At 35.5% G+C, this 13,376-nt stretch carries 8 protein-coding genes; 3 read left to right on the top strand and 5 right to left on the bottom strand.

Translation table 11 applies throughout. The features are described 5' to 3' along the window. Positions 1-134: 134 nt before the first annotated feature. A complete protein-coding gene (locus HBB17_RS01780; protein ID WP_167955228.1) occupies positions 135-1,835 on the bottom strand; it encodes a GspE/PulE family protein in 1,701 nt (566 codons plus the stop codon). A 484-nt stretch (positions 1,836-2,319) separates the two neighbouring features. Here HBB17_RS01780 and HBB17_RS01775 point away from each other — a divergent pair, with 484 nt between their 5' ends. After that, positions 2,320-3,501, top strand: a complete 1,182-nt coding sequence (locus tag HBB17_RS01775) for a restriction endonuclease FokI recognition domain-containing protein (protein ID WP_167955226.1) — start codon at positions 2,320-2,322, stop codon at positions 3,499-3,501. Between the two features lie 197 nt (positions 3,502-3,698). Here the strand turns inward: HBB17_RS01775 and purE are convergent, their stop codons facing one another. Both purE and HBB17_RS01765 read right to left on the bottom strand, forming a co-directional pair. Then, a complete protein-coding gene (gene purE, locus HBB17_RS01770; RefSeq protein WP_167955224.1) occupies positions 3,699-4,208 on the bottom strand; it encodes a 5-(carboxyamino)imidazole ribonucleotide mutase in 510 nt (169 codons plus the stop codon). An 85-nt stretch (positions 4,209-4,293) separates the two neighbouring features. Continuing rightward, positions 4,294-5,424 carry a 5-(carboxyamino)imidazole ribonucleotide synthase gene (locus HBB17_RS01765; RefSeq protein WP_167955222.1) on the bottom strand — a complete coding sequence of 377 codons (1,131 nt, stop codon included), beginning with the start codon at positions 5,422-5,424 and terminating at the stop codon, positions 4,294-4,296. A gap of 269 nt (positions 5,425-5,693) precedes the next feature. On the opposite strand from HBB17_RS01765, the gene HBB17_RS01760 reads away from it, so the two are divergent. After that, complete coding sequence (locus tag HBB17_RS01760; RefSeq protein WP_167955220.1) at positions 5,694-7,490, top strand: sensor histidine kinase; 1,797 nt, start codon at positions 5,694-5,696, stop codon at positions 7,488-7,490. 1 nt (position 7,491) lies between these two features. Then, complete coding sequence (locus tag HBB17_RS01755; RefSeq protein ID WP_167955218.1) at positions 7,492-9,075, top strand: response regulator transcription factor; 1,584 nt, start codon at positions 7,492-7,494, stop codon at positions 9,073-9,075. Between the two features lie 139 nt (positions 9,076-9,214). Here HBB17_RS01755 and HBB17_RS01750 read toward each other — a convergent pair whose 3' ends face one another. Then, positions 9,215-10,681 (bottom strand): alpha-L-fucosidase, encoded by a 1,467-nt coding sequence (locus HBB17_RS01750; RefSeq protein WP_167955217.1) that lies wholly within the window; start codon positions 10,679-10,681, stop codon positions 9,215-9,217. A 138-nt stretch (positions 10,682-10,819) separates the two neighbouring features. After that, the gene (locus HBB17_RS01745) at positions 10,820-13,051 is read right to left on the bottom strand and encodes a methyl-accepting chemotaxis protein (protein ID WP_167955215.1); all 2,232 of its coding nucleotides are present in this window, start codon (positions 13,049-13,051) and stop codon (positions 10,820-10,822) included. Positions 13,052-13,376: the final 325 nt, after the last annotated feature.

Here is a 13,376-nt window from a genome sequence, read left to right as displayed (position 1 = left end):
TATAAGTCTATGATTTGATATGACCCTTTTCTTCCTGTACTATACGAACTGTTTTTTTATTTTCTTACCATCTGCTGATCTTTTTTCTTTTATCTTAACTTTTCTCTATTATCAACCTTACTAGTATTCATTCCTTAATCATCTTCATAAATTACTCTCTTCATTTCTTCAATGGAGGTAATTCCATCAATTACCTTTCTTGTTGCACTTATATATAACGTATCCATTCCATGATCCAGTGCACATTGTTCAATCTCTTCTGAACTCTTATTCTCAACAATGATTTCTTTTAACTCTGATGATATATTCATAATCTCATAGATACCGATTCTTCCACGATAACCGGTTTCACTACAATGTTGGCAACCACATGGACGATAAAGTGTTAACTTCTCCTCCTTGTCATAATGTAATAATTTCTTTTCCTCTGCACTCGCTTCATAAGGAATTCTACATTGAGTGCACAATCTTCGAACCAGTCTTTGTGCGATTACACCAACTACAGAATCTGCAATTAAATAACTCTCTACTCCCATGTCTACCAATCTTGTAATACTACTGGCTGCATTGTTGGTATGCAACGTACTTACAACCAAATGCCCTGTGATAGATGCTTTAACGGCAATCTGTGCAGTCTCACTATCTCGAATTTCACCGATCATGATGATATCTGGATCCTGTCTCAAGATGGAACGTAATGCTGAGGCGAATGTTAATCCTGCTTTAACATTGACATTAACCTGATTGACTCCGTCCAGATTTGCTTCAACCGGATCTTCTACTGTAACAATATTTACTTCTTCTCGATTCAGCTCTGTTAAAGCAGAACATAATGTTGTGGATTTACCACTTCCTGTTGGACCTGTAACAAGGATTATTCCATGGGTATGTGAAAGCATCTTATCAAATTGCTTTACTTCTTTTCCTGTAAATCCCAGTTCTCTTTTATCTTTCGCTACCCCCTGTTTTGGTGTCAAACGCATAACGATCTTCTCACCAAATACAGTAGGTAATGCAGATACACGAATATCAAATTCTTGTCGATCAACTACCTTCGATATTCTGCCATCTTGCGGTTTTCTTTTTTCTGATATATCCATATTGCTCATGATCTTAATACGTGTGATCAAAGCAGAAAGCATATTAACCTGGAAACTCATAACTTCTTTTAGAACTCCATCAATTCGATAACGCACTCGAATTTTTCTTTCCAACGCCTCAATATGAATATCACTCGCTCTTTGACGAACAGCTTGTTCAATGATTGAATTTGCTAATACAACAATTGGGGAATTTAATATATCACTGTTTTCAGTTAGTTCTTTTTCTTCAAAAACAGTTTTTTTCTCTTCTGTGTATTTCTTTACAACGGCTAATGTTTCTTTGTTTCCATAGTACTTGTCGATTGCTAATGAAATCTCCCGTAATGTTGATACTACTGGCTCAATTTGGCAGTTTGAGACAATAGATATGTCATCAATTGCAGTAAAATTCATTGGATCAACCATGGCTAGCCGTAAAATGTTTCCACTACTCTTACTAAAATCAAAAGGGATAACACTATACTTACGAAGGAGGGATTCATCAACTAAGTTGATAATCTTCTCATCGATCTCCACATCGGATAAGGTTACGATCTCAAGTCCCAATTGTCGATGTAATGCTCTGGCAATATCACGGTCTGTTGTATAGCCAAGATCAATAAGAACTTCTCCTATCTTTCCTCCTAGATTTTTCTGTTCCTGTAGTGCACTCTTTAACTGTTCCTCTGTTATTGCTTGATCCAATACAAGTAGATCACCAAGTCGTTTTTTCGTTCTATCAATTTTCTCCATCGCACTCTCCACTGTCTTTATGTATTAGTTAAGCAGTAAAAATCATCCTCAGTTTTATAAAATTTGGCGTTATTTTCTTTTTTGTGACGTATACATCTAAAAAATAACATCTATACATTTTATACAACATAAATTTTGATAATGCAATACATATTCTGACAAATAGTATATTTTTACTAGTTGTTCCCATCATCTAGGTATTTATGCTTACTCGCTACTTTTTCTGCCTTTTTCGACAAAAACTATTCCCATTAATGACCTTTATTTATGCTTATTCTTACAATATTATTAATTTTTTGCTTTTTTCCCTTTAAAAGAAAGAATAACTATGTTACACTAGCTTAGTATAAAATTACCATATAAAATTCGTATGTTTTCGTACTATATATAGCACTTCTCAATGCGTATAGTACATTTCATTACGTAGAGCGGCAAAGATTCTTTCTGACGCTCTAATCATTATGTTTATATAAAGAGGGGTATTATGAACACTTTATCATCAACAATTTCTGATATTCAACATGATTTTTCTTATTATGACAGTTTTAAACTTCGTTCCTTTGGCTGGATACAGAATCCAACTGATTTCAACAAGTTAAAGCAACTACTTAATATCTTTATCGAAGATAGTTACTTTTACAAAGAATTGATTACCAAAAAAATTCCGTGCGCGATTACAGACCAATGTGAACAGAATCGGTTACTCGATCTTCTATCTAGTTCCTGCTCAATGTATAAATATACCGATTTAGTGGGTACTGGTTCCTCCATTCGTTCACAAGCAAAATGTAACAGTATCATACAAGCAGCACTAAATGGGCGAAACAAGATTAATTATCTTGACAATTGGACCTCTGATAGTTTTTTACGTTGGGCCGTATCCCTTGGATATCTCAGATACCATTATGATACTGACACCTTATCCATTACAGATGCTGGAATACGTTTTGCAGAAAGCAGTCCTCAGTCTTCTCAGGAGTATAATTCCATAATGACAGGAATTATTTCTTATCCTCCAATTTCTCGTATTCTTTTTCTATTACAGGAACATGAACATCTTACCAAATATGAAATTGCAAAAGAACTTGGATTAGTTGGAGAAGCCAGTTTTTCTTCTCTTGATCAAGAGGAAGTCTTGGATTTGTTGGCACACGCGGAGCCTCATATGAAAAATAACATCAGACGAAATCGAGAAAGTACTAATGATAAATATGCCCGTATCCTATGTACTTGGCTCATGAATCTACATTTGGTCTATAAACGGAACAAATATTTTACCTTTCATGGGAATGATTATACCGAATACATCTCACATGCATACATACTAACTCCAAAAGGGACAGAACTCGCATATAGACAGTGGAATCAACCAGAACAAAAAAATGTTTGTTGGGAAATGTTTGCAACTCGTGGAGTTAAAAAACATAAGATTCGCAAGCGAAATGCGATGTCCATCTTACTAAAAGCGTTACAGAAAAGTCCAGAACCTCTGACTTATGATGACCTTTCAAAAATCCTTGCACGCTTTTCTTACATACTCTCTGAAGAAGAATTGAAATATTACTTAAAAGAATTAACCTGTTGTGGTTTTTTGATAAAAAATCAGGATGGTCATCTAATATTACAAGATAATATCTGTAATTTCACCATCCCGATTAATGCATAATTATTCTATTTCTTCTGCAATAATTCTAAAAAATATTCACTCATATAGATCAAATTCGATTCATGATTTAAGAATACAAAAAGTTTTCCAATAAAAAAAACAATTTTCATGAATTTCTTTTAATCTCATGAAAATTGTTTTCAAGCAACTGTTTAGAGCCTATCGAGGTAACACTTAGCGGTAACTCTGTACCGTTATTATTTCTGTAAATAAGCCTGATACTTAATGGTTTCCAATCGTTCCGCTTTATCTAGAACTGTATCATTAAGTCCTTCTGCATATGTCTTCAAACGTTCGCGCAATGAAAGATCTGTTGTAGCGAGAATCTTGGCTGCTAATAGTCCAGCATTTAATGCACCATTAATTGCTACTGTTGCTACTGGAATTCCTGGTGGCATCTGACAGATGGAATACAAACTGTCTACACCTCCTAAAGCTTTGGTCTGTACGGGAACTCCAATTACAGGAAGTACCGTCATCGCTGCAGTCATTCCTGGTAGATGTGCTGCTCCGCCAGCTCCTGCAATAATAACTTCTAATCCACGTTCTTCTGCTGTTTTTGCATACTCATATAATCGATCTGGAGTACGATGAGCAGACACAATCGTCAATTCATATGGTACCTTTAATTCATCTAAGATTTCTGCTGCTTTACTCATTACTGGAAGATCTGAATCACTCCCCATAATTATACCGATTTTGGCCATATGGCACCTCTTTTCTTTCATTCTGTTAAACTTATGATATATGGTTTAAAAGTTCATGTGCGAGCTTTTGAACTTGTAAAAACATTTACAGCAAACGAAGCTTACTATAAGCATATCGAACCGACTCTAACGCTTCTTCTATGGTTGGTGCCGTTGCCGTTATGTGCCCCATCTTACGACCAATTGCTACTTTCTCTTTCCCATATATATGAATCTTAACACCCGGTCTCTCATATGCTTCTTCTAATCCTTGTACATTAGCAACTCCATTACTTTGACCAATAATATTCTTCATGGCAGTTGGTCGGATCAAAGAAGAATCTCCCAATGGTTGTCCTAAAATTGCACGAATGTGATTTTCGTACTGGGATGTATAGCAACCCTCAATGGTATAATGTCCAGAATTATGTGGTCTTGGAGCTAATTCATTCACGAGAATATGTCCATCTTTCTTTACAAACAATTCAATACAAAGCATACCACAACAACCGAATACTTGTACTGTTTTTCTAGCAATATCCATTGCTTCTTTTGTACTGTCCTCGCTAATAACCGCAGGAACTGTCGTTTCATCTAAGATGCTATTCACATGGACATTCTCTGCCACTGGAAATACCTGAATATCTCCATTTGCACTTCTACATACAAGAATAGATACTTCCTTTTCAAATGGTACAAACTCTTCTACCATTAATGGTAATTTCCCTGCTCCTAACGCTTCAAACGCCTCTTGAACGTCAGACTCTTGTCGTATTACTGCATTTCCTTTTCCATCATAACCGCCTGTGCAGGTTTTCAATATTATTGGATATCCATATGTTTTTCCTGCTTCAAGAATCTCTTGTATGTTCCCTACTTTTACGTAATCAGGTACAGGAATATCATGTTTTCTTAACCAATCCTTCTGAACGAGCTTATTCTGAATATGAAGAAGAGTTTCACTAGAAGGATATACCTTATGCCCCTGCTGTTCCAACATCTGTAGCGCTTGGGCATTAATATGTTCAAATTCATAGGTTACCACATCAACCTTAGCTGCTAATTGTTTAATTGCTTCAACATCATCAAATCCTGCAACTATATGTTCATCTGCAATACTATCTGCGGGACAGTTTTTTGTTGGGTCCAAGATGACAAAATAGTAATCTAACCGTTTTGCATCAAGAATCATCATCTTCCCAAGCTGTCCACCACCAATTATACCTATCTTATGCATTGTTATCCCTATGCCTTTCTTAATTTTCCTACTGTGCTTATTGTACTATTGGTAGAAAAACCAGTCAATCCTTTTAGACACTCTCATAGTTTAGAAATACTTATGATATTTATAAGGTTATGGTAATTGCTGTTATGGATGAATCCGCCTATACCCTTTCCACTAAAATTGACAAAATATTCTCTTACCATTATAATAATTATGTATATAATTACGATAAAATTACATAATCAATTGATCATATTATTCATAAAATAAGGAGAATCGCCGTGCCACAACTCCATAAGATTAACAAAAAGAAATTCAACTTGAAGATTAAAAGCCAGTTGTATACCGTAAATCTACTGGGCATCTTAATCCCGGTTACTATTGTAGGCTGCTACTTGATTCTTAATACCCATTCCTTATTGATCAAGCATCATTATGCCCAAATCAACTCCGACAATATCCGTGTTCGCAGTATTATTCTAGATATGACTACTTCACTAAAAAATATAGCAGACGAAGTTTTTGCTGACCAGGAGTTACAACAAATCTTAGCTACAACCTATACCTCAGATGCAGAATCTGATGCCGCACTACGTAACTATAACAAATTTAAGAAATACATTAATAAGAATTCCGAGATTTCCAGCATTACACTTTACACTGCCAATGAAACCATACACGATTATGTGAACTTTAAACGAATTACCGCCGATACCCAACGACAGGATTGGTTTAAGGAATCCTCCAATACCGCCCGTTATCTGTGGCATACACAGACGATCAAAGATACAAAAGGCAACGAACAGAATGAGTTGAGTTTTTCCTACCGTATACCTGTTACCAAACGTGGTGATTATGCAATACTAGTAATCAATGTAAGTAACAATTTTCTTAAATCAAGAATTAACAACAACTCACTAAAGACCATTCTAGCCGTTAATCAAGATTGCATCTTTTTTGGAAACCAAAATCTTAATGAAAACCTTGCTATTCCTATTGATTATGATGCAAAGTACTTTAAGTATTCTGGAAGTGCTGTATACCAAGGAAAAGACTCACTACTAGAAATCTCTACCCTTGTTCCAATCCAAAGTCAGGATAAATTATACGTAGTAACCATTGATACCAAGGCATTAAAGGATACGCGGTCCATTATGCTCATCTGTATTGGTACTTTGCTTTTTAGTATCATTGTCCCTTTGGTTATCGTTATCTTTTACACCAACCACTTCTCCAATCGTATCAATACCTTACGTTCTGAAATGCATAAGGTGAGTAAAGGAGATTATAACATCATACATAGCCTTACTGGTAATGATGAATTAAGTGAAGTTTACATGGATCTTACTTCTATGATTACAAGTATAAAAGAAATGGACAAAGAGATTTATGAAGGAAAGATCAGCAAACAGCGTTTAGAAAACCACCAACAAAAGATGGAATTCGAAATGTTATCTAGCCAAATCAATCCACATTTTCTATACAATACATTGGAAACCATTCGAATGAAAGCTCTTTCCAACAAAGACCGAGATGTTGCAACTGCAGTTAAACTTCTGGGAAAATATATGCGCCACAACCTAGAAAGTACAGGTACTACCATAAGTCTTCGTACGGAATTAGAATATATAGAGATTTATCTCACGATTCAGAAGCTACGGTTTGGAGATCGAATCAATTTCTCTATCACTGTGGAACCTGATTTTAGCACAAGTAACTATTATATCCTATCCCTTTTAATCCAACCAATTGTTGAAAACTCTATTATTCATGGATTAGAAGAGATTGAAGAAAACGGACAGATCCATATTAATGTGTCAACAGATACCAAACGTGACATCGTGATTATAGCTGTGTCCGACAACGGAAATGGTCTTTCTGAAGAAGAACTTAGTGAACTCTTAACCAAGATACACTCAAGAGGAAAACGAAATTCCAGTATCGGACTCTACAACATTTATCAACGAATACAGTTATGTTATGGAAAAGAGTATGGGCTTAATATTGAAAGTGCCCCTGATCAAGGCACAACCGTGAGTATTATATTACCTTTACATTACACGTGGGAGGATTTATAACATGCTTAAACTTTTTATAGCTGATGATGAAGATATTGTTAGAGAAGGATTGAAGAATATTCTCGATTGGGAAGAACTTGGATTCAAACTCTGCGGAGAAGGCACGAATGGAATTAACACATTAGAAGGTATACTAGCCAATAATCCTGATCTTGTTTTACTTGATATACGTATGCCAAAGATGCATGGAACGGAACTTGCTCGTCGTGCTAGAGAAGAAGGATTTACTGGACGAATCATCATATTAAGTGGTTATTCAGACTTTAAGTATGCACAGGATGCCATTCGTTGCGGTGTCAATTATTATTTGACAAAGCCAGTAGATGAGGACGAATTGCTAGATGCTGTGAAATCCATTCAAGAGGCAATTCGAACCGATCAAGAGCGATCATCCAATATGGAAACGTATCGTGAAAAAGCCAAAGACAGTATCTTGCGCGATATTATACAAGATGATAAACAACATAATGCACCAAAAACCTCCGATTCAATATCTAATTCCCTTAATCTAGAGGATCTTAATCTAGTTGCGGATAGTTATCGTGCGTTGATCTTAGATGGCTATTATCCACAAGATACGGAATACTATACTACATTCTGCAAATTGCTTCGTGTATCATCAATTAAGAGCCGAAATGTAGAACGAGTAAATATTGCGGACAAAGAAGTTGTGATCATCAAAGGAGAAATGCTTTTAAAACAATTTCAAGCTGTTCTTGATGAGATGGAACTCAATCCAAAATCCGATTCTTTCTCCAATCTGTTCATTGCGGCAGGAAGAGTTATTAACAATATTAATGATGTTTATTTTTCCTATCATGATGCACTTACCTTACTGAATCGACGGTTTTTCTGTGAGAAACATCAACATATGCTACTTCCTGATCAATTACCAAATGCAGATCAGTTAACCTATGCCATTACAGAAGAAGACTCCAAACATTACTGCAATCTTTTTTACCAGTACATTCAAACGTATAATAGAAAAGGCATCGAGAGTTCTCTTGATGAATTAAAGAATAATCTCTTTTACTGCAAGGAATCCATTGATTCCATTCAATCCTTCTTAACTGGCATCTTTTTGCATCTTAAACATCTGGTAGAGCAAAATTATAGCGATAAGGAACTCCATTTAAATAGTAACTCTGAGATTATTGATTTCATCCATCATTCTCGTTACCTATATGAGATAATACAATATTTTAATGAGCAATTTGACCAGATCATAAAAGCAATTGGGAATTCTTCTAGTGACAGCGTAATAGATGATATCCTATACTACATTCGATACAATTATAAGAACAACTTGAAATTAGATACACTTGCCCCTATGTTCGGATACAACAGTTCTTATTTGGGAAAGGTATTCAGCAAGAAAGTCGGTTCAAATTTTAACTCTTATGTTGACCAGATTCGTATTGCCCAGGCTAAAGAAATGTTGCTGCAAGATAATCTTAAAGTATACGAAATTAGTAAAAATGTAGGTTACAAAAACGTAGATTATTTTCATAAAAAATTCAAAAAATATGTTGGCATTAGTCCTGCAGAGTATCGGAACAAACATAATATTCAAGATATCGACTAACCATTCCATCCAGTTTGTAATAGAATGGTTCGCCCGATACAAAAACAAAAAAACAATTTTCATGAATAAAAATTCACTGAAAATTGTTTTTTTGTTCTAAGTGTTTCAATCACTTAATGGTATTGTACCCTGTATTCATCTAATCTAATGTAATCTTCATAACAATTGGATTCTCACTTGTAACGTTCTGTGTCTTAATATGTAATCCCTCTTTATCTACTGACCATTCTGGTATTTCATCAAATCCCAATACTTCTACATTACGAATGATACCATGGAATTCTGGTTTGTTCTGATCCTTTGCTTCTGCTAAAGAACGAATCAAAGTCGCCCCATCTAGTGGATAATTTAAGAAAGTTGCATAGATCGCACCACCATTAACTGTAAAACGAATATCTTCTTTCGTATACTCGGATGCTTTGGAGTCCTGGAATTGTCCTTCCACTTCTTTTGTTGGACCTTCTCCTGCTTTTCTCCAAACTTTACTATTATAGATTGCTTCTCCATTTACTTTCAACCAAGCTCCTACTTCACGTAAGATCTTTGCATCTCCCTCAGGAATCGTTCCATCTGCTTTTGGTCCGATATTTAGAAGCATATTACCATTCTTACTTACAACGTCAACTAGGTCCAGAATAATCTCACGAGAACTCTTATAATCATTTTCTTCTGTATAGCACCATGTATTTCTTGCTACTGCAGTATCTGTCTGCCAGTAATACGGTTTCTGATCAGCGAATTTTCCACGTTCAATCTCTACAATTGCACTACCAAACATAAAGGCATCATGTTTGTATGTAATGGCTACTTCTTCGCCCCATTCTTCTCCACGGTTGTAGTAATACGCTGCTAGCTTTCTTAAATATGGCTTAAATGCCTCATGTTGAATCCACCAGTCAAAATACAATACTTTTGGTTTATAATTGTCAATAATCTCGCAGGTACGAATCAACCAATCATCTAAGAATTCTTTTGAAGGGTATGGGTTACTATAGAGATCCTGGTGATCTGGTTCTGACATTGCAGGCCAATAGAAATCTCCTCGCTTCATAGGATCTTTAATATCACTATCAAATTCTTTTCCATGTCCCATGAAAAACCAGTGTTCCGCACGATGAGAAGAGGTACAGAATACAAGGTCTTCTTTTTCAAATGCAGCTTTTAATTCGCCTAGAACATCTCTCTTAGGTCCCATCTCATATGCATTATAATGAGAAATGGAACTTTTATACATTTGAAATCCATCATGATGTTCTGCTACTGGAAAGATATATTTGGCTCCTGCTTCTTTAAATGTCTTTGCCCACTCCTCTGGATTGAACTTTTCTGCTTTAAACATTGGTATAAAATCCTTGTAACCAAATTGATTCTGCGGACCATAGGTCTTTATATGATGTTCATAAGCAGGCGTTCCCTCTATGTACATATTTCTTGAATACCACTCATTTGAATTAGCAGGTACACTATAGACTCCCCAATGAATGAATATACCAAATTTCGCTTTTTTGAACCAGGAAGGAACATCAAAATCTAACAACGAATCCCAGGTCTCTTTGTATTTTCCTTTTGCTATGACATCATCAATCTTCTTTAATTGTTCTTCCATATTTCCTTTTCCCCATACCTTTCTTACTTATTATCTAAAAACGACGGTGCTAATTTGAATCTCGTTCATATTGGCACCGTCGTCCCACTTCTACAATAAGGCAGTGTTTACTCCAAACGTGTGTTAATACGATTTTCCCTAGTCAACCGTAAACTGTTTAACTGCTTCAACCAATTCTTTTGCATTTCGATCTAATGCTTTCGCTGCCTCATCTAATTTATCAACTTGCTGCAATTGTTCTTTCGAAGTATCATTAACTGCAGTAGACGCTGCTGCATTCTCTTCTGAAACAGCAGATATACTTTCAATTGCTAAAAGTGTACTTGCTCTTGCACTTTCAATTTCCGCAATATTCGAAGAGATTACTTTAATGTTATCCACTAGTTTTTCAACTCTACTATTGATATCACCAAATGTTTTCTCTGTATCATCTACGGCAACTTTCTGTTGTTTCATTCCATCCCCAGCTACTCGTACATGCTGTACGGTTGTTTGAACACTTGCCTGTATCTCATTAATAATATTATGAATCTGTGCTACTGAATTGGCAGATTGATCTGCTAACTTACGAATCTCATCTGCTACAACAGCAAAGCCTCTTCCAGCTTCTCCTGCTCTTGCTGCTTCAATGGAAGCATTCAATGACAATAGATTCGTCTGTTCCGCAATATCATTAATTACTGACACAATATTACCAATGGCAACGGACTTCTGCTCCAACGTAACGATTTCTTCTACAACCTGATTGATTACCGTATTCGTAGCATCTGTCTTTGCCTCTAATTCCTGCATCATCTCTTTTCCTGATAATACAGCCCCTCTCGTATCTTGTGCGATATTCTCCATCTCCGTGGTATTCTGACTTACATTTTCAATCTTCTTCGAAAGCTTATCCATCTGTTGTAAGCAATTTTCCGAATCAGTCGCCTGTTGATTAACCCCTTGTTCGATTTCATCAATTGCCGCAGAAATCTCACGCGTTGCTTCTGTAAATGTATTGGCTGTATCCGTAACTTGCATAGAGGAATCAGATACCGTTGTACTTAGATTCTTTGTCTTATAGATTAACGATTTCATACTTTCTGTCATATCTTGTATGTTCTTCGCTAAAATCATAAACTCATCTCTTCGTCTTGTACGGAATTTAACCGTTAGATCACCTGCAGCAACTTTCTTTAAATTCTGAATAGTATGTGCAATTTCCTTACTGATTCCTAACGTAATAAACATTCCTAAGGAAATAGCAACAACGCAGGTAATAAGAACGATAATAAAAGTAATCTGCTTAATGTCATCTGCTTGTGCTGTAATAACACTCTTTGGCATTAATGCACAGATTGTTGCACCTGTTTCTCCTATTGCAGAATACATGTATAAGTAGTCCTCACCTTTGTATGTTACGTATTCACTTCCTGTTCTCTCCGTTTCCCCATTCTGTCCTAATAGAAAATCCTCTCCTGAAAATACTGTTTCTGTAATGCTTTCATCTTCATGAATCTCTCTTCCATCTTCTGTTACAATTGCAACATAGGAATCTTTACCAAAATCTAAGTTTGATAATATTTTATTCACGGTTTCTGCATTTACATCAATAACAATTGCTGCATTGGATGTAGCAAATTTTCTCATATAACGAATTGCGTAATTACTCGTATTCGTATTAAATAATGTATCGATATCATCACAATACCCAAACCAACCACTTTTTTGACTGGTTCCCATAATAGCCTGTCCTTCTTTAGAATTAATGAATGTACTATAACTATCCTTTGCTTTAATTCCAGAAGAAGAAATTGGATCTACCACATCCGAAACGATATGAACATCTTTGAGGAATTCATCAGATACTTTCTTTGAATGCATTTCATTAAACAAAGTTGTGTATGTACTTTGTAATTCGCTTTTATCTACACTTGTATAGTTTAAGAAATATTTTGTCGTGCTATCTTCGAATTCAAACTGGATTGCAGTCGATTCAACAGTATTTAGACCAAATTCTATATACTGTGTAGTCAAATCTAATGTTTGTTTACTTGCTCTCTCATAATTTGAGATAATACCACTTGACGCTTTATTATATGAGATAATACCAAGAATGATTACAAATACTACAGGAACGAGGAATCCAATCGTAAGTTTCACCCCAAGCCTAGAATTCTTTTTCATATCCTTTGTCTCTTGCTTATATTGTCTTGCTTCTTTCCTAATACGTTCCGCTTCCTTCTTTGCCTCCTTTTTTGCTTTTTTTGTTTCTGTAATTACTTTTTTACTTACCTCTTGTAGATCTCTCATTTGTAACTCCCGGTTTTCGGCGCTCTTTTGTTGTTTCTTGTTTTTGCTAAACACATTCATTGCTTTCTTACCTTTCATTTTTCGACCTCCTTAGAAGGATTCGATTATACTCCTCTCCCTTACTTTATGTTGTACCACTTATCTTCCCCTTGTATCTCCTTATATACACTTTATTATATCCTCTGTACATTTTCAACTTAATTCAAAAGAATTCTTGCAGTTTTTTGCACTATTTCCATTTATACAACAATTTTTATCAATTACATATATTTTGAGCCAGCTTCAGTGACATCTACTTTATGTGCGAATGCGCATCCCACGGAGGGTTTTATAATAGGAAAGTCGGCGGACTATTCTAGTATAGAAAAAAGGCAATTCAACCTATACATCATAGAATGGATAC

This window comes from Anaerosporobacter faecicola (assembly GCF_012070565.1).
Lineage (GTDB): Bacteria > Bacillota > Clostridia > Lachnospirales > Lachnospiraceae > Anaerosporobacter > Anaerosporobacter faecicola.
This window is presented reverse-complemented; position numbering and strand designations above follow the sequence as displayed.